Annotated in this window: 16 protein-coding genes; 11 read left to right on the plus strand and 5 right to left on the minus strand. The window is 60.1% G+C overall.

The window, feature by feature from the left end; translation table 11 throughout:
- The first annotated feature begins 12 nt into the window (after window positions 1–12).
- The 7 genes from ACQKEN_RS13385 (at window position 13) to ACQKEN_RS13415 (ending at window position 7958) form a co-directional block, all read left to right on the plus strand.
- Window positions 13–327: a sarcosine oxidase subunit delta gene (locus ACQKEN_RS13385; protein WP_074886785.1), complete on the plus strand. Its 315-nt coding sequence runs from the start codon at window positions 13–15 to the stop codon at window positions 325–327.
- Window positions 324–3344: a sarcosine oxidase subunit alpha gene (locus tag ACQKEN_RS13390; RefSeq protein ID WP_427686079.1), complete on the plus strand. Its 3021-nt coding sequence runs from the start codon at window positions 324–326 to the stop codon at window positions 3342–3344. Before ACQKEN_RS13385 ends, ACQKEN_RS13390 begins: the two co-directional genes overlap by 4 nt.
- Before the next feature lie 161 nt (window positions 3345–3505).
- Window positions 3506–4138: a sarcosine oxidase subunit gamma gene (locus ACQKEN_RS13395; protein WP_427686081.1), complete on the plus strand. Its 633-nt coding sequence runs from the start codon at window positions 3506–3508 to the stop codon at window positions 4136–4138.
- A 123-nt stretch (window positions 4139–4261) separates the two neighbouring features.
- Entirely contained in the window at window positions 4262–5119 is an 858-nt protein-coding gene (gene purU, locus ACQKEN_RS13400; RefSeq protein WP_427686083.1) for a formyltetrahydrofolate deformylase, read from the plus strand.
- 212 nt (window positions 5120–5331) lie between these two features.
- On the plus strand, window positions 5332–6531 hold the full coding sequence (fdhA, locus tag ACQKEN_RS13405; RefSeq protein ID WP_074886796.1) for a formaldehyde dehydrogenase, glutathione-independent: 1200 nt from the start codon (window positions 5332–5334) through the stop codon (window positions 6529–6531).
- Between the two features lie 185 nt (window positions 6532–6716).
- Window positions 6717–7307, plus strand: a complete 591-nt coding sequence (locus tag ACQKEN_RS13410; protein WP_427686085.1) for a DUF1190 domain-containing protein — start codon at window positions 6717–6719, stop codon at window positions 7305–7307.
- 87 nt (window positions 7308–7394) lie between these two features.
- A complete protein-coding gene (locus tag ACQKEN_RS13415) occupies window positions 7395–7958 on the plus strand; it encodes a DUF2780 domain-containing protein (RefSeq protein ID WP_427686087.1) in 564 nt (187 codons plus the stop codon).
- 155 nt (window positions 7959–8113) lie between these two features.
- On the opposite strand, the gene ACQKEN_RS13420 is transcribed toward ACQKEN_RS13415, so the two are convergent.
- The gene (locus tag ACQKEN_RS13420) at window positions 8114–9001 is read right to left on the minus strand and encodes an acyltransferase (protein WP_427686089.1); all 888 of its coding nucleotides are present in this window, start codon (window positions 8999–9001) and stop codon (window positions 8114–8116) included.
- A gap of 218 nt (window positions 9002–9219) precedes the next feature.
- Between ACQKEN_RS13420 and ACQKEN_RS13425 the strand changes: the two genes are divergently transcribed.
- The 4 genes from ACQKEN_RS13425 (at window position 9220) to creD (ending at window position 13409) form a co-directional block, all read left to right on the plus strand.
- The gene (locus ACQKEN_RS13425; RefSeq protein ID WP_065991278.1) at window positions 9220–9720 is read left to right on the plus strand and encodes an ATP-dependent zinc protease family protein; all 501 of its coding nucleotides are present in this window, start codon (window positions 9220–9222) and stop codon (window positions 9718–9720) included.
- Window positions 9721–9779: 59 nt separating this feature from the next.
- Complete coding sequence (gene creB, locus ACQKEN_RS13430; RefSeq protein WP_427686091.1) at window positions 9780–10460, plus strand: two-component system response regulator CreB; 681 nt, start codon at window positions 9780–9782, stop codon at window positions 10458–10460.
- Window positions 10460–11890, plus strand: coding sequence for a two-component system sensor histidine kinase CreC (gene creC, locus ACQKEN_RS13435; RefSeq protein ID WP_427686093.1), 1431 nt, complete (start codon window positions 10460–10462; stop codon window positions 11888–11890). Before creB ends, creC begins: the two co-directional genes overlap by 1 nt.
- A 142-nt stretch (window positions 11891–12032) precedes the next feature.
- Complete coding sequence (creD, locus tag ACQKEN_RS13440) at window positions 12033–13409, plus strand: cell envelope integrity protein CreD (RefSeq protein WP_427686095.1); 1377 nt, start codon at window positions 12033–12035, stop codon at window positions 13407–13409.
- Window positions 13410–13591: 182 nt separating this feature from the next.
- Here the strand turns inward: creD and ACQKEN_RS13445 are convergent, their stop codons facing one another.
- The 4 genes from ACQKEN_RS13445 to ACQKEN_RS13460 all read right to left on the minus strand — a co-directional run bounded on the left by ACQKEN_RS13445 (window position 13592) and on the right by ACQKEN_RS13460 (window position 17216).
- Window positions 13592–14221, minus strand: coding sequence for a glutathione S-transferase family protein (locus tag ACQKEN_RS13445; RefSeq protein ID WP_427686097.1), 630 nt, complete (start codon window positions 14219–14221; stop codon window positions 13592–13594).
- Window positions 14222–14327: 106 nt separating this feature from the next.
- Complete coding sequence (locus ACQKEN_RS13450; RefSeq protein WP_074886818.1) at window positions 14328–15641, minus strand: MFS transporter; 1314 nt, start codon at window positions 15639–15641, stop codon at window positions 14328–14330.
- 586 nt (window positions 15642–16227) lie between these two features.
- Entirely contained in the window at window positions 16228–16713 is a 486-nt protein-coding gene (locus tag ACQKEN_RS13455) for a hypothetical protein (RefSeq protein WP_427686099.1), read from the minus strand.
- A 14-nt stretch (window positions 16714–16727) separates the two neighbouring features.
- Window positions 16728–17216, minus strand: a complete 489-nt coding sequence (locus ACQKEN_RS13460) for an Hcp family type VI secretion system effector (RefSeq protein WP_427686101.1) — start codon at window positions 17214–17216, stop codon at window positions 16728–16730.
- Between the last annotated feature and the right edge of the window lie 17 nt (window positions 17217–17233).

Raw genomic sequence — 17233 nt, forward strand, 5'->3', positions numbered from 1 at the left:
AGGAGAAATCCCATGCTGCACATCTTCTGTCCTCACTGTGGCGAACTGCGCTCCGAAGAGGAATTCCACGTCTCTGGTCAGGCCCACATCCCGCGTCCGCTGGACCCGGCGGCCTGCACCGACGAGGAGTGGGGCGACTACATGTTCTTCCGCGACAACCCGCGCGGTCTGCATCATGAGCTGTGGATTCACGCGGCGGGTTGCCGGCAGTACTTCAACACCACGCGTGACACCGTGACCTACGAAATTCTCGAAACCTATCCGATCGGCACGCAGCCTCAGTTCGTGAACCCTGCGCCTGCGATCAGAAAGGGGGATCAGGTATGAGCCAGTCCAATCGCCTGCCCAACGGCGGCCGCATCGATCGCAGCAAAGTCCTGAATTTCAACTTCAACGGCCAGACCTATCAGGGCTTTGAAGGCGACACACTGGCCGCCGCCTTGCTCGCCAACGGTGTCGACATCATCGGCCGCAGCTTCAAGTATTCGCGTCCTCGCGGCATCTTTGCGGCAGGTTCCGAAGAGCCGAACGCGGTGTTGCAGATCGGCGCCACCGAAGCCACGCAGATCCCCAACGTGCGCGCCACGCAACAGGCGCTTTATTCGGGACTCGTTGCGACCAGCACCAATGGCTGGCCGAGCGTGAACACCGACATGATGGGCATTCTCGGCAAGGTCGGCGGCAAGCTGATGCCGCCCGGCTTCTACTACAAAACCTTCATGTACCCGCAGTCGTTCTGGATGACTTACGAGAAGTACATCCGTAAAGCAGCAGGTCTCGGGCGTTCGCCGACCGAGCTGGATCCGGACACCTACGACAACATGAACCAGCACTGCGACGTACTGGTGGTCGGCGCCGGGCCTGCAGGTCTGGCCGCTGCACTGGCCGCTGCGCGCAGCGGTGCTCGGGTCATCCTGGCAGACGAGCAGGAAGAATTCGGCGGCAGCCTGCTGGACAGCCGCGAAAGTCTGGACGGCAAACCGGCAGCAGACTGGGTGGCGACGGTGGTGGCCGAACTCAAAGGCCTGCCCAACGTCACCCTGCTGCCGCGCGCCACGGTGAACGGCTACCACGACCACAACTTTCTGACCATTCACGAGCGGCTGACCGATCACCTCGGCGACCGCGCACCGATTGGCCAGGTGCGTCAGCGTATGCACCGGGTCCGCGCCAAGCGCGTGGTGCTGGCGAGCGGCACCCACGAGCGCCCGCTGGTTTACGGCAACAATGATGTGCCGGGCAACATGCTGGCCGGCGCGGTTTCCACTTACGTGCGCCGTTATGGTGTGGCGCCGGGCAAGAAACTGGTGCTGTCGACCAACAACGATTACGCCTATCGCGTGGCGCTGGACTGGCTCGATGCTGGCCTGCAGGTGGTCGCCGTTGCCGATGCCCGTCACAACCCGCGCGGTGCGTTGGTGGAAGAAGCCCGGGCCAAAGGCATTCGTATCCTGACCGGCAGCGCCGTGGTGGAGGCCCGTGGCAGCAAGCGCGTCAGTGCCGCCCGTGTAGCGGCCATCGACGTCAAAGCCCACAAGGTCGCCAGCCCTGGCGAATGGCTCGACTGCGATCTGGTCGCCAGCTCCGGTGGTTACAGCCCGATCGTTCACCTGGCTTCGCATTTGGGTGGCAAGCCGGTCTGGCGCGAAGACATTCTCGGTTTCGTGCCGGGTGAAGCACCCCAGAAACGTGTCTGCGTCGGCGGTGTGAACGGCGTTTATGCGCTCGGCGACTCGCTGGCCGACGGTTTTGAAGGCGGTGTTCGTGCCGCCAGCGAAGCCGGGTTCCAACCGGTCGAAGGCGTACTGCCCAAAGCCCTGAGTCGTGTGGAAGAACCAACACTGGCGCTGTTTCAAGTCCCGCACGAAAAGGGTACAGCCCGCGCGCCGAAGCAATTCGTCGACCTGCAGAATGACGTCACCGCAGCGGCCATCGAACTGGCGACCCGCGAGGGCTTTGAGTCCGTCGAGCATGTCAAACGCTACACCGCGCTGGGTTTCGGTACCGACCAGGGCAAGCTCGGCAACGTCAACGGCCTGGCCATCGCGGCCCGCTCGCTGAACGTGTCGATCCCGGAAATGGGCACCACCATGTTCCGTCCGAACTACACGCCGGTGACCTTCGGCGCCATTGCCGGACGTCACTGCGGTCACGTCTTCGAGCCTGTGCGCTTCACCGCGCTGCATGCCTGGCACGTGAAGAACGGCGCCGAATTCGAGGACGTCGGGCAGTGGAAACGCCCGTGGTATTTCCCGAAAGCCGGTGAAGACATCCACGCCGCCGTGCGCCGCGAGTGCAAGGCCGTGCGCGACAGCGTCGGTCTGCTGGACGCATCGACGCTGGGCAAGATCGACATTCAAGGCCCGGATGCCCGGGAGTTTCTGAACCGCATCTACACCAACGCCTGGACCAAACTGGACGTTGGCAAGGCACGTTACGGTCTGATGTGCAAGGAAGACGGCATGGTCTTCGACGACGGTGTCACCGCCTGCATCGCCGACAACCACTTCATCATGACCACCACCACCGGTGGCGCTGCACGCGTGCTGCAGTGGCTGGAAATCTACCAACAGACGGAGTGGCCGGACCTGAAGGTGTACTTCACGTCCGTCACAGACCACTACGCGACCCTGACGCTGTCGGGCCCGAACAGCCGCAAGCTGCTTAGCGAAGTGACCGACATCGACCTGGGCCGTGAAGCGTTTCCGTTCATGACCTGGAAGGAAGGCCTGGTCGGCGGTGTGCCGGCGCGGGTGTTCCGGATTTCGTTTACCGGTGAGCTTTCCTACGAAGTGAACATCCAGGCCGACTACGCCATGGGCGTTCTGGAAAAAATCGCCGAAGCCGGCAAGCAGTACAACCTGACCCCGTACGGCACTGAAACCATGCACGTCCTGCGGGCCGAGAAGGGTTTCATCATCGTCGGCCAGGACACCGACGGCTCGATGACCCCGGACGATTTGAACATGGGCTGGTGTGTGGGTCGTACCAAGCCGTTCTCGTGGATCGGCCAGCGCGGCATGAACCGTGAGGACTGCGTGCGGGAAGATCGCAAGCAACTCGTCGGCCTGAAGCCGATTGATCCGAACAAGTGGCTGCCTGAGGGTGCGCAACTGGTGTTTGATCCGAAGCAGTCGATCCCGATGAAGATGGTGGGCCACGTGACGTCGAGTTACGCAGCGAACTCTCTGGGCTATTCGTTCGCTATGGGTGTGGTGAAGGGCGGGCTTAAGCGCATGGGTGAGCGGGTGTTTGCGCCATTGGCGGATGGGTCGGTGATGGAGGCGGAGATAGTGTCCTCGGTGTTCTTCGATCCGAAGGGTGATCAGCAGAACGTGGAGTAATTTCCCTGCAGTGCACGGCTTCCTGTGTAGGAGCGTGGCTTGTCCCGCGATGCGATTAACACGTCGCTATCGCGGTGACTCGCAGACTGCTATCGCGGGACAAGCCACGCTCCTACAAGGTTCGTGTTCACTGAAACAACAGAATTCAATACAGGTGCTCTATGACCACAGCCAACGTTTACCAACAGCGGCCAACGACCGAGGCCAAAGCCGAGTCGCCGCTGTTTCATGCTGACCTTCAAAGCCTGATCGGCAAGGGCCGCAGCAATCCGGGCGTCGTGCTGCGGGAGAAAAAACTGCTTGGTCACCTGACCATCCGTGGCAATGGCCACGATCCGGCGTTTGCGGCGGGCGTGCACAAGGCATTGGGCATGGAGTTGCCGGGTGCGCTGGCGCTGGTGTCCAGCGGTGACAGTTCGATCCAGTGGCTTGGCCCGGATGAGTGGCTGCTGATCGTGCCGACCGGTGAAGAATTCGCCGTCGAGCAGAAGCTGCGGGAGGCGCTCTCGGGTCTGCACATCGCTATCGTCAATGTCAGCGGCGGGCAATCGTTGCTGGAGCTGACTGGGCCAAAGGTCCGCGAAGTGCTGATGAAATCCACCAGCTACGACGTGCACCCGAGCAACTTCCCGGTAGGCAAGGCCATCGGCACCGTGTTCGCCAAATCGCAGCTGGTGATCCGCCGTACCGGCGAAGAGACCTGGGAACTGGTCATTCGCCGCAGCTTCGCCGATTACTGGTGGCTGTGGTTGCAGGACGCGAGCGCGGAGTATGGTTTGGGCGTTGCTGCTTGATTTGATCGTTCCCACGCTCCGCGTGGTAACGCCTCCCGCGACGCTCCGCGTCACTCGACATTGGACGCGGAGCGTCCTGAACTGCATTCCCACGCAGAGCGTGGGAACGATCAAGGAATACCTATGAGCCGCGCCCCCGATACCTGGATTCTGACCGCCGACTGCCCCAGCGTGCTGGGCACGGTGGACGCGGTGACGCGTTATCTCTTCGAGCAGGGCTGTTACGTCACCGAGCACCATTCGTTCGATGACCGGCTGTCCAGCCGCTTTTTCATTCGCGTCGAGTTCCGTCAGCCGGAGGGGTTTGACGAATCGTCGTTTCGTGCAGGCTTGGCCGAGCGGGGCGAATCGTTCGGCATGATCTTCGAGCTCACCGCCCCGAACTATCGCCCGAGAGTGGTGATCATGGTGTCCAAAGCCGACCACTGCCTCAACGATCTGCTCTACCGCCAGCGCATCAATCAGCTGTCCATGGACGTGGTTGCTGTCGTCTCCAATCACCCGGACCTCGAACCGCTGGCGCGCTGGCACGACATTCCCTACTACCATTTCCCCCTCGACCCCAACGACAAACCGGCCCAGGAAGCCAGGGTGATGAAGGTGATCGAAGACACCGGCGCCGAACTGGTGGTGCTTGCCCGCTACATGCAGGTGCTGTCGCCGGAGCTGTGCCGCAAGCTGGATGGCAAGGCGATCAACATTCATCACTCGCTGCTGCCGGGCTTCAAAGGCGCGAAGCCTTATCACCAGGCCTACAACAAGGGCGTGAAACTGGTCGGCGCGACAGCGCATTACATCAACAACGACCTGGATGAAGGGCCGATCATCGCCCAGGGCGTGGAAGTGGTAGACCACAGTCACTACCCTGAAGACCTGATCGCCAAGGGCCGCGACATCGAAGGCCTGACCCTGGCACGCGCAGTGGGTTACCACATTGAGCGGCGGGTTTTTCTCAACGCCAACAGAACCGTGGTGCTTTAAGCACCCGCCGTTTAGCGGCATCGCGAGCAAGCTCACTTCTACAATCGAACGCGATCAACTGTAGGAGTGAGCTTGCTCGCGATGACGTAATAAAAAACGACACAAGATCTAGCGCAACACCCCAGAGCAATCAGTGCGTTGCCGCAGGACACTGGCAACGCATAACTCCGCTACACAGCTGTATTCATAACAACAATCAGCGAGGTGAAAGCATGTCTGGTAATCGTGGTGTGGTGTATCTCGGCGCAGGCAAGGTCGAAGTACGGAAAATCGACTATCCCAAAATGCAGGACCCGCGTGGCAAGAAGATCGAGCACGGGGTGATCTTGCGCGTGGTATCCACCAACATTTGTGGCTCCGATCAACACATGGTGCGTGGCCGGACGACCGCCCAGGTCGGCCTCGTACTGGGGCACGAAATCACCGGTGAAGTGATCGAGAAGGGCAGCGACGTCGAAAACCTCAAGATCGGCGATCTGGTGTCCGTGCCATTCAACGTCGCCTGTGGCCGTTGCCGCTCCTGCAAAGAACAACACACCGGCGTCTGCCTGACCGTCAATCCGGCCCGTGCCGGCGGTGCCTACGGTTATGTCGACATGGGCGACTGGACCGGCGGCCAGGCCGAATACGTGCTCGTGCCCTACGCCGACTTCAACCTGCTCAAACTCCCTGATCGCGACAAGGCGATGTCGAAGATCCGCGACCTGACCTGCCTGTCCGACATCCTGCCAACCGGTTATCACGGCGCGGTCACTGCCGGCGTAGGCCCGGGCAGCTCGGTGTACATCGCCGGCGCCGGTCCCGTGGGGCTTGCCGCTGCGGCGTCCGCCCGCTTGCTGGGCGCGGCAGTGGTCATCGTCGGCGACGTCAATCCGGTGCGCCTGGCACACGCCAAGGCGCAGGGATTCGAGATCGCCGATCTGTCCAAGGACACTCCGCTGCACGAGCAAATCGCCGATCTGCTGGGTGAGCCTGAAGTGGATTGCGCCGTCGATGCCGTGGGCTTCGAAGCGCGCGGCCATGGACATGCGGGTGCCAAGGCCGAGGCACCGGCCACTGTACTCAACTCGCTGATGGGTGTGGTTCGCGTTGCCGGCAAGATCGGCATCCCTGGCCTTTACGTGACGGAAGACCCGGGCGCCGTGGACGCTGCGGCCAAGGTCGGCGCGCTGAGCATTCGTTTCGGCCTGGGCTGGGCGAAATCCCACAGCTTCCACACCGGCCAGACGCCGGTCATGAAGTACAACCGTCAACTGATGCAGGCCATCATGTGGGACCGCATCAACATCGCCGACGTGGTGGGCGTGGAAGTCATCAGCCTCGACGACGCCCCGCGCGGTTACGGCGAATTCGATGCCGGTGTGCCGAAGAAATTCGTCATTGACCCACACAAGCTGTTCAGCGCCGCGTGATCCTCTGACCCTCACAAAAGGCGACCTTCGGGTCGCTTTTTTTATGCCTGACGTAGGGCTCAATCCTGGCATTTGTAGGGCGTTTCTGAAAATAGTCGAGGAGCGTTTGAATTCCATTCCCGCTTGTTTCAGCGGCGTTTTCTCCGTGCTATTTGTCCTGCCCGTTTTCAGCTGGTGAGTCATGCATGTTTGTCTGGTGGGTCAGAACCTCGATTCATTTCCTCGTCGCAACGCCGCTCATTGTCTTGCCTGCCACGCTGACCAGCGCTCACCTGGTGCCTGTTACATCGGGCTGGGTATCGTCGGAAATGTTCTTTGAAAACCCCAACGCGTGTATTTGGGCCGGGGTGGAGCCGCCAGTCTGCGAGGCCGGATACCGCGCGGCTTACCGTCAACATGTGCGCGTCGCACCAACCTACCGCGAGCTGGCGGACTGCGAGGCTGATTTCACCCCGGGTGAGTGTTTCGCTGGCGACGTTTCCCGGCTGTGGTCCCCCTGGCTGTCCGGTTTCGCGATCATCACCCAGGTTCAGGTGAAATCCACCGGAGGTAGCGCCGACCCTCATGTGCGCCTCTTCAGTGAACCGCTATATCGCGGTGCCGATCATCAGGGCGGCACGCGCTTGATCAGCCTGCGCGAGAAGCTTCACAACGGTGAGCATTTCGATAAGGCGTTCATTCGCCACCGGCTCTTGCAGGCGGGCTCGACGGCTGCGGATCAACGGCTGGCGCGGACCTTCGAGCCGCAGCGCTTGTTCTATGTCAGCAAACCCTGAGGCCCTGGGTGGAACTTCCCTCCGAGGGGCGGTCCAACGCGTGTTTACCCGGCCATGGCCGGTCTCCTGGCAAACGAGGTTGTTGCGATGAAAGTTTCACTGAGAAATGTACGTGGTGCTGCGCTGGCGAGCCTGATGGCGCTCGCAGTCACGCCGGTCTTCGCTTTCAATCTGAATGACGCGGCCAATGCCGTTTCCAGCGCAACCGGCGGTCAGCAGAAGGCAACCGCCGCGCCTGAGGCTGCCGGTCTTTTGAACACGTTGGGCACGCAGTTGAACGTCACGCCGGAGCAAGCGGTGGGCGGGACGGGCGCCTTGTTGGGGCTGGCCAAAAACAAGCTCGCCGGCAATGACTATTCGCAACTGAGCAAATCAGTGCCAGGCCTTGATCAACTGGCCGGCACATCGGCTCTCGGCAGCCTGAGTGGTCTTGGCGGTCTGCTGGGCAACTCCGGAAGCAGCAACTCTGCCCTCGACAGCGCGCTGGGCAACGTGCAGAGCATGGGCGATGTGAACACGGCGTTCAGCGCGCTGGGCATGAACAGCAGCATGGTCAGCCAGTTCGTACCGGTGATTCTGCAATACCTCGGTCAGCAAGGCGCGGGCGGTTCAGCGTTGCAGGCGTTGAGTGGCGTCTGGGGCGCCAAATAATAAGCTGTCTGGCGAATCCTGTAGGAGCGTGGCTTGTCCCGCGGTCTGGCGCGTAGCGCCGGCGAAATGGCCAACCTGATTCCCCTGACACCACGCAGGCGGATGGCCTTACCGCCGCTTTGCGGCAGATCGCGGGAAAGCGCGCTCCTACAGCGCTAATGAATCGCGCCGCGCAACTCGGCAATCCGCGCATCCTTCTCTTCCCACAGCCGGTTGACCCAGTCCTGCACATACACGCGGAACACCGGGTCATTCTCGTAATCGCCCTGCCACAGCGCGGGGTCGAGTTCGCGGGTCCTGATGTCGACGATCACCCGCGGCACTCGTCCTGATAGCAAGTCCCAGAATCCCGGGATGCGCTCGCTCGGATACACGACCGTCACATCGAGCACCGCGTCCAGTTGCTCACCCATCGCCGCCAGCACGAAGGCGACGCCGCCCGCCTTGGGCTTGAGCAAGTAACGGTAGGGCGACGCCTGCTCGGCTTTTTTCGCCGGGGTGAAGCGTGTGCCTTCCAGGTAATTCACCACGGTCACGGGCTGACGTTTGAACAGCTCGCATGCCTCGCGGGTGATCTCCAGATCCTTGCCCTTGAGCTCGGGATGTCTGGCCAGAAACGCCTTGGTGTAGCGCTTCATGAACGGGTAATCGAGTGCCCACCACGCCAGCCCCAGGAACGGCACCCAGATCAGCTCTTTCTTGAGGAAGAATTTGAAGAAGGGCGTACGTCGATTCAGCGCCTGCACCAGCGCCGGGATGTCTACCCACGACTGATGGTTACCGATGACCAGATAGGAAGTGTCCCCACGCAGGCCTTCGTCGCCGCGGATTTCCCACCGGGTCGGCAGGCAAATTTTGAAAATCAGCTTGTTGATTTCACACCAGGTTTCGGCGATCCACATCACGGCCGCCGAGCAGTTGTCGCGCATCTCGCTCTGGAACACCAACTTGAGCAGTGCAAAGACCATCAGCGGGCCGATCAGCACCAGCGTATTGAGCAGAAGCAGCAGCGTGACGGCAATTCCGGTGAGCAGGTGACGCATAAGGCACTCGCGGTCGACAGGGTGGCGCGCAATGATAAGCAGGCCGGGCGCCGGGCGCAAAATGCTGGTGATACCGACGAATGTTTCACGCCTTTGTCGGTACGCTCCGTATGCTTGGCTCGCTTGCCGCTAAGCGCGAAGTCTGGCGCGAACCATCGGCAAAGTGACGGTCTAAACCGGGCACACGCTCCGCCCATTCATCACGAGGAATCAGATCCGTGAAATCCCTTCTGGCGCTTATGTCTTTGCTGGCGTTGCCTGTCATGGCTGCCGAACCGACGTTGTACGGCCGTTACGAATACATCCAGGTCTCGGAGATCGGCGAGACATTCAAAGCCAAGATGGACACCGGCGCGTTGACGGCATCGCTGTCGGCCAAGGACATCGAACTGTTCAAGCGCGATGGCGATGACTGGGTGCGCTTCCGTCTGGCGACCAAGGACGCTGACAGCAAAGTGTACGAACACAAAGTTTCGCGCATTAGCCGAATCAAGGGCCGTTCCGAAGGTGACGATGACGAAGAGCCGGCCGATCCCACCAAACGCCCGGTTGTGGACCTCGAGCTGTGCCTGGGCAACGTGAAACGCACCGTTGAGGTCAACCTCGTCGACCGCAGTCACTTCAACTACCCCCTGCTGATCGGCGCGAAGGCCCTGCGCGAATTCGGCGCGGCGGTTAACCCGGCCCGTCGTTATACGGCGGACAAGCCTGAGTGCTGATTGACGCGCGGGACTGATATCCGGCACCGTTCCGGCTTTACGCCACGTGCTCGGATGCCATGCCCCACATTCTCATTGTCGAAGACGAAGCCGCCATTGCCGATACCCTCATCTATGCCCTGCAGGGCGAGGGTTTCACCGCCGCATGGCTAACGCTGGGACAGGCGGCGGTCGCCCTGCAACGCGAGATGCCCGCCGACCTGATCATCCTCGACATCGGCCTGCCCGATATCAGCGGCTTCGAAGCCTGCAAACAACTGCGTCGGTTTACCGAAGTGCCGGTGATGTTTCTGAGCGCCCGTGATGGTGAGATCGATCGCGTGGTGGGACTGGAAATAGGCGCGGATGACTACGTCGTCAAGCCGTTCAGCCCGCGTGAAGTCACTGCACGGGTCAAGGCGATCCTCAAACGAATCGCGCCTCGAGTCGACGCAACCTCCTCCAGCGGTCATTTTTCAGTTGATCCCGAGCGCGTGCTGATCAGCTATCGCGGCCAGCCCATGAGCCTGACGCGACACGAGTTTCGCCTTCTGCACTGCCTGCTGGAGCAACCCCGACGGGTGTTTAGCCGAGAGCAGTTACTCGATGCGGTCGGCGTTGCCAGCGATGCCGGCTACGAGCGCAGCATCGACAGCCATATCAAAAGCGTCCGCGCCAAGTTGCGGGCGATCGTGGCCGAGGCCGAGCCGATTCAGACCCATCGCGGTCTCGGCTACAGCTACAGCCCGGATCACAGCTGATGCGGCTGGGCCTGCGGATTTTTCTGGTCTATGCGCTGTTCATTGGCCTGACGGGGTATTTCGTCCTCAACACGGTGATGAAAGAGGTGCGTCCTGGCGTTCGGCAATCCACTGAAGAAACGTTGGTGGACACCGCGAACCTTCTTGCCGAGGTGCTGCAGGCCGACGTTAGAGCGGGCACCTTGAGCCAGAGCCGCTTTCCGCAAGTGCTCACGGCCTATGGGTTGCGACAGCCGGACGCGAAGATCTGGGGCATGCCAAAGAATCAGGTCAATAACCGCGTGTATGTGACCGACGCCCACGGCATTGTTTTGCTCGACTCCAGTGGCGAGGCCGTGGGGCAGGATTATTCACGCTGGAATGATGTTTTTCTTACCTTGCGTGGCCAATATGGCGCGCGCTCAACCCGCAGCGATCCTCAGGACCCTAACTCATCGGTCATGCACGTTGGCGCGCCGATTCGCGACGGTGACCGCATCATTGGTGTCGTGACCGTGGCCAAACCCAATAGCTCGCTGCAGCCTTACGTGGACCGGACAGAGCGGCGTCTGCTGTATTACGGCGCGGGGCTGATCGTTCTGGGGTTGATGTTCGCTGGGTTGCTGTCGTGGTGGGTGAGCAGTGCGCTGCGTCGCTTGACCGGATACGCTCAGGCCGTGAGCGAAGGTCGCCGCGTCGAGCTGCCCCGTTATCGAGGTGGCGAGCTGGCGCAGTTGTCTGCAGCCGTCGAGCACATGCGCACACAGCTGGAAGGCAAGGACTACGTCGAGCGCTATGTGCACACCCTGACCCATGAATTGAAGAGCCCGCTCGCCGCGATTCGCGGCGCTGCCGAGCTGTTGCAGGGCGACATGCCCGCCGATCAGCGGCAGCGCTTCGTCAGCAACATCGATAACGAAAGCGCGCGCGTCCAGCAGTTGATCGAACGGCTGCTGAATCTGGCCATGGTCGAACAGCGCCAAGGACTGGAAGAGCGCGTCCTGGTGCCACTTGCCGGGCTCATCGAGGACACGCTGGCGGCGCAGGCCGCGCGCATCGAGCGCAAGGGTTTGATCGTCGAACGACTGATTACGGCTGAGCTGTTTGTGACCGGGGAGCGCTTTCTGTTGCGCCAGGCGTTCTCCAATTTGCTCGACAACGCGCTGGACTTCACGCCAGACGGAGGCACGTTGCGCTTCAGCGCCGAGCGGGACAGCGAGCGCGTGAAGGTGCTGTTTTTCAACAGCGCCGACCCCATTCCCGAGTACGCGCTGCCTCGCCTGAGTGAGCGCTTCTATTCCCTGCCCCGGCCCGACAGTGGCCGCAAGAGCACTGGTCTTGGGCTCAACTTCGTTGAAGAAGTGATGCAGTTGCATGGTGGGGAAATGCAGATACGGAATGTTGCAGGCGGGGTGATGGTGGTGTTGCAGCTGCGAGTATCGCTGCGATAAAACAAGCCGGTTCGTTAACGTTGTAGATCTGGAGGGGCAAGGGTTTCATCGCCCGAAACACGCCACACAATCTCCACACTTCCCCCACGATGGCTCCACACAGACTTTTCAGAATCTCCCCATCAAAAACCGGGAGAATTCGATGAACAAGGGCATGTCGTTTTACAAGGTGGGAATGATCGGTCTGTTGATATTGGCGCTGATGATCCCGTTGATGATGATCAATGGCCTCATCCAGGATCGACAGAGCAGGCGCGACGAAGTGGTCGAAGACATCGCGCGCAGCTCCAGCTACAGCCAACACATCAGTGGGCCGCTGTTGGTCGTGCCGTATCGCAAGTTGACCCGGATCTGGAAGCTCAATGCGGAGTCTCGTGAGCGATATCAGGAAACGGTTGAGGAAAAGGGCCGCTTATATTTCCTTCCCGAGCGCTTTGAACTGGACGGCAAGGTCCAGACCGAAGTGCGTTCGCGTGGCATTTACGAGGCTCGTCTTTATCACGCTGATAACACGCTAAGCGGCCAGTTTGTGCTGCCCGAGCACTTTGGCCTGGGCAATGATTTCGACGACTACCGGTTCGACGCACCGTTTCTGGCTGTCGGTATTACAGATGTTCGTGGCATCGAAAGTGCGCTGAAGCTCGATCTCAATGGCGAGCAACTGGACTTCGTTCCAGGTACCGACGTCGCGCTGTTGGGGGAGGGCGTCAGCGTCGTGCTGCCGCTGGAAACCGGCGTCGAGCAGAAGCGCCTGAATTTCGCGTTCGATCTTCGTCTGCAGGGCACTGGAAAGTTGCAGATCACCCCGGTGGGCAAATCGAGTGTTGTACGGGTGTCGGCTGACTGGCCCCATCCGAGCTTCATCGGCAACTACCTGCCCGCCAGTCGCGACGTTTCCGAGCAAGGCTTCACCGCCAATTGGCAGACTTCTTTCTTCGCAACCAATCTGCAGGAAATTCTCAACCGCTGTTCATCCAGCGAAGTGTGTACCGAGTTCGCCGGTCGCAGTTTCGGCGTGAGCTTCATATCGCCAGTCGACCAGTACCTCAAGAGCGATCGCTCGATCAAATATGCGCTGCTCTTCATCACGCTCACGTTCGCGGGCTTCCTGCTGTTCGAAGTACTCAAAGGGCTGGCGGTCCACCCGGTGCAATACGCTCTGGTCGGTGCGTCGCTGGCGTTGTTCTATCTGCTGTTGTTGTCGCTGTCCGAACACCTGGGCTTCACGCTCGCGTACCTGGTGTCGGCCAGTGCCTGTGTGGCGCTGATCGGGTTCTACGTCTGCCATGTGCTTGGCAGCGTTCGTCACGGACTGTCCTTCGGCGTGGCGCTGGGAATCCTGTATGCATTGCTTTACGGCCTGCTCGGTGCCGAAGACTACGCCTTGCTGATGGGGGCGTTGCTGCTGTTCGGTGTCCTCGGCGTGTTCATGGTGCTGACGCGCAAACTGGACTGGTATGCCCTCGCGCAACGTCCCGCAAAACCTGCCGCGTTGGTGGTCGAGGTGAGTCATGAGTAGTTGGGTGGGACTGCGCGAAGACCAGCAGATCGGGCACGGGCTTGCAGTGGAAATAGCGAACTGGCTGCGGACCGACGAAGGCCGATTCCCTCGCGGTCCGACAGCGCGGCCCTCACCGAGGCGGATCGATCCGCGGCGCGCGAATGAATCCGACTTCGTTGATATCTGTGATTTGAAAGCAATCAGGCGGGCGGCTGTGTCTCCAGCATCGACGGCCGCTGACTGACTTCGTAATACCAGTTCGCCAGTCGCGGGTAGCTGCTGCGCCAGCCCAGATTCGGTTGGCGAAAATCCAGATAGCCCAGCGCACAGGCCACGCTGATCGACGCGACGTCGAAGTGCGCACTCAATTCAGTGACGGCTTCGGCTTCGAAGTAGGCCAGCGTGCGAGCGATTTTTTCCTGCTGGGCGTCGAGCCATTCCGACCAGTGTTTTTCCTCGGGCCGCAGGAAGGTCTCGTAACGGATGAGCAGCGCAGCGTCCATAAGGGCATCGGCCAGCGACGCAAGCGTCAACCGCCGCCAGCGCGCCGAGCCTTCTTTGGGAATGAGGGGGTTGCCGACATGCTGTTGATCCAGGTATTCGAGAATCACCCGGCTGTCATGGATCACGTTGTCGTCGGCCAGACACAGCGCCGGAATCTTCCCGCACGGATTGTCGCGACAGACTTCAACGTCGGGGCTGACAGGGGTAAGCGCTACTGCTTTCAGACTCACCCGGTTTGACTGTCCGGTTTCATGAAGCAAGATCATCACCTTGCGCGCGAAGGGCGAAGCGGCGTTGTAATACAGCGTCATGCTGGGCGCAGACATGGACATTCCTCTGATCGGCCTGGCCCTCCAGACTAGTGAGGGCAAGGACGCTGCGCAATATCCCGATGGGTTGCCGGGCCGATTTACGACGGCCCGGACCTGAATGTCAGACCGTCGGGACCCCATCTGCCGAGTCAGCCGATGCACTTCCGGATTGCGCCGAAGGTGTGCCGGTCAACAGCGGCTTGGCTACAAACCAGATGATGGTGGCGGCGATGAGATCGAAAGCCGCCAGCGCCACGAACAGTGGGCTGTAGCCTACTTTGGTGACCATGATCCCGAGCACCAGCGTGAACAGCGCCGCGCCAAGAAACCCGAACATGCCACCGAGGCCAGTTGCGGTGCCCACTTCGTTCTTGCCGAAGGAGTCCGATGTGATTGCGTATAAGGCGCCCGACAGCGTCTGGTGCGCAAAGCCGCCGGCGCACAGTAGCGCGATCGCGACATAAGGGCTGTCCACCAGACCGATGCAGCCAGGGCCGATCATGCACAGCGAGCCCAACACCATCACCATCTTGCGCGAGGTCAGCAGCGACACGTTGAAGTGCTTGTAGAAAAACGGGCTCAGGTAACCGCCCAACACGCAGCCGATGTCGGCGGCCAGAAACGGCAGCCAGGCAAACATCGCGATTTCCTTGATGTTCATGTGGCGTTCGGTCATCAGGTAAAGCGGAATCCAGGCGTTGAACGTCTGCCAGGCCGGCTCCGACAGCATGCGTGCCGAAGCGATCGCATAGAAATTACGGGTGCCGACGATCTTCTTCCAACTGGCGTGCTTGGTCGGCGCGTCCTTCAGGTGGGATTCCTGACCGGCAAGAATGTAATCGCGCTCCTCGTCACCCAGCAAACGCTGATTGCGCGGGTGCTTGTACAAGAACATCCAGCCCGCGCTCCACAGCAGGCCCAGCCCGCCGACGATGATGAACGCGATCTGCCAGCCGCTGTGCAGGATCGCCCAGACCACGAGGGGAGGTGCCAGCAACGCACCGATCGAAGAACCGATGTTGAACCAGCCGATAGCGACGGAGCGCTCTTTGGCCGGAAACCATTCAGTGGTCGCTTTGATCGCTGCAGGAAACCCCGCCGCTTCAGTGATGCCCAGCAAGCTGCGCAGGAACGCCAGACTCTGCCAGCCGGTGGCCATGGCCGCCGATGCGCACGCCACAGACCAGGCGATGGCAAACACTGCAAAGCCGATCTTGGTGCCGATGGCGTCGATCACATAGCCGGCAACCGGCTGCATGAAGGCGTAGCCCATCTGCCACGCGATGACGACGTGCGAGTACTGTTCGGTGGAGATGTTCAGCTCGCTCATCATGGTGGGAGCGGCGACGGAGAGGGTGTTGCGCGCGAGATAGTTGACGATCAGACCGCCGGTTATCAGCGCGACCATCCACCAACGGATGCCTTTGATTTTCATCGAATCCACTCTGGGTATTGTTTTTATTTAGCGGCGATCGTTATACGTCGTCGTACGACTGGATTTAGTCAAAAGCACGTTTTTTTGTCAATTGAAATACCCATAAATTGCCATTGTATTTCTATATGTAACTGGATTGTCACCGGCGGGGCTGGGTTTTGGGTGATGGAGTGCCTGTGGAGTCGTGAGATTCGGGGGCAGAACGCAGGCCTGCCGGATTTGTAAATGGCGGGAGGTCATGTGATGACTGGAACGGCGGGAGGTGCTTGTCCCGCGCGAGGTGGAGCGTGGGACAAGCCAGTGGGTGGGTGAGTCAATGCGATTCGCTACTTTGGCTCGTCGTCACGCCACCAGCTGTAGATCACTAGGTCTACTCCGAGATAGAAAATGCCAAATAACAATGTTTCGTAATCCAGGAAGTACGCATCTCGTACTTCCTCCATTGCAACAATCCATGAGATGACGTACTTGAAGTAGAAGAATATCAGCGCCAAGCCAGTCAAGAATTGATAGAGCCTTGGTACGGTGATTCGACGTATACCCCAGAATACAAAAACCATAATTGCCAGGGACAGACCTGTTCCCATCATCGGCCGCCGTTTACTTTCAGGATCAAGGATGCTGACGAGCGTTGAGAACCGATGCCACCTGACACCTGGGCATCAATACTGAGGATGACGTCTCCTGAATGAAAAGTCGGCAATCCGTTTTTGGTCGCCGAGGCAGATGTCGTTCCAGCGATCTTTTCCGCGATGCTCCCTAACGGTGACGCAAGTTTTCCTCCGATGGAGCCAACCAGGGTTCCTATCGTAGCCCTCTGATCGTTAAGCAGGTCTGCTGAGTTTCGGCTCACTGGTTGTGACACCGCAAGCACCATCCGGCAAGGCCGCCCCTGTGCAAGCATTCGCTCGTAGGTTTCCTCAATCAACCGGATAACCTCAAAATGGCCCTTGGTTATTTCCGGCAGGTTGATCGTTCTCAACGATGCGGCATCGTCCGGCTGCACGGTGAAGTGAATAAGCGTAAACACGACACCGTAATGGCCGACATGTTGGGTACGTTCGAAGTCCATGACATGTCCCTCGCTCAGCAATATTGCTTATTGCCGATCCTGTCCCATCCGCCCGTTACGCTGCCGGCCGCGCTCCCGTCGTTTCTTTTTTGCAGGGTGTAGGTCGAGCGGATACGGCCGTAGTTGAGCTGGATGAGTTCGGTGGGAATGCCGTCGTTGGCCAGTTGGTTGTATTCGGCAATGATCACTTCTTCAAGAATGATTTCGTAGAACTTCATTTTGTCGCCCCCTGCACGGTGGACGGAAAGCTTCACTTCCTTGAAGTGCTCTCCGGCGCAGTTGGCTGCCATCAGTTTGCAGCTCGACTTGTCGAGCATCTTGGTCAGCGTCAGGTTGCTGAGCGTGGTACGCCCGGAAGTTGCGCCGCCTGCCGTGCTGGCTGTAACGGACGCGGACTGGTAGGTGCCGAACGAATACCCGGTGATTTCAATCCAGTCTTTGCACTGCTCATCCAGTGCTTCGCCAGGAATGCCTTCAATCTTCAAAAATGCGTCGAGCGCCATGGTGGGTCTTCCCGATG

The organism is Pseudomonas sp. NPDC078416 (genome assembly GCF_050268485.1).
Lineage (GTDB): Bacteria > Pseudomonadota > Gammaproteobacteria > Pseudomonadales > Pseudomonadaceae > Aquipseudomonas.

Bases quoted from the DNA above. Each gene is read 5' to 3' on its own strand.
- ACQKEN_RS13410 (WP_427686085.1), top strand. From the start codon at position 6,717: ATGTTTGTCTGGTGGGTCAGAACCTCGATTCATTTCCTCGTCGCAACG.
- ACQKEN_RS13415 (WP_427686087.1), top strand. From the start codon at position 7,395: ATGAAAGTTTCACTGAGAAATGTACGTGGTGCTGCGCTGGCGAGCCTG.
- ACQKEN_RS13390 (WP_427686079.1), top strand. From the start codon at position 324: ATGAGCCAGTCCAATCGCCTGCCCAACGGCGGCCGCATCGATCGCAGC.
- creD (WP_427686095.1), top strand. From the start codon at position 12,033: ATGAACAAGGGCATGTCGTTTTACAAGGTGGGAATGATCGGTCTGTTG.
- ACQKEN_RS13455 (WP_427686099.1), bottom strand. From the start codon at position 16,713: ATGGACTTCGAACGTACCCAACATGTCGGCCATTACGGTGTCGTGTTT.
- purU (WP_427686083.1), top strand. From the start codon at position 4,262: ATGAGCCGCGCCCCCGATACCTGGATTCTGACCGCCGACTGCCCCAGC.
- ACQKEN_RS13395 (WP_427686081.1), top strand. From the start codon at position 3,506: ATGACCACAGCCAACGTTTACCAACAGCGGCCAACGACCGAGGCCAAA.
- ACQKEN_RS13460 (WP_427686101.1), bottom strand. From the start codon at position 17,216: ATGGCGCTCGACGCATTTTTGAAGATTGAAGGCATTCCTGGCGAAGCA.
- ACQKEN_RS13385 (WP_074886785.1), top strand. From the start codon at position 13: ATGCTGCACATCTTCTGTCCTCACTGTGGCGAACTGCGCTCCGAAGAG.
- ACQKEN_RS13445 (WP_427686097.1), bottom strand. From the start codon at position 14,221: ATGTCTGCGCCCAGCATGACGCTGTATTACAACGCCGCTTCGCCCTTC.
- creC (WP_427686093.1), top strand. From the start codon at position 10,460: ATGCGGCTGGGCCTGCGGATTTTTCTGGTCTATGCGCTGTTCATTGGC.
- ACQKEN_RS13420 (WP_427686089.1), bottom strand. From the start codon at position 9,001: ATGCGTCACCTGCTCACCGGAATTGCCGTCACGCTGCTGCTTCTGCTC.
- creB (WP_427686091.1), top strand. From the start codon at position 9,780: ATGCCCCACATTCTCATTGTCGAAGACGAAGCCGCCATTGCCGATACC.
- fdhA (WP_074886796.1), top strand. From the start codon at position 5,332: ATGTCTGGTAATCGTGGTGTGGTGTATCTCGGCGCAGGCAAGGTCGAA.
- ACQKEN_RS13450 (WP_074886818.1), bottom strand. From the start codon at position 15,641: ATGAAAATCAAAGGCATCCGTTGGTGGATGGTCGCGCTGATAACCGGC.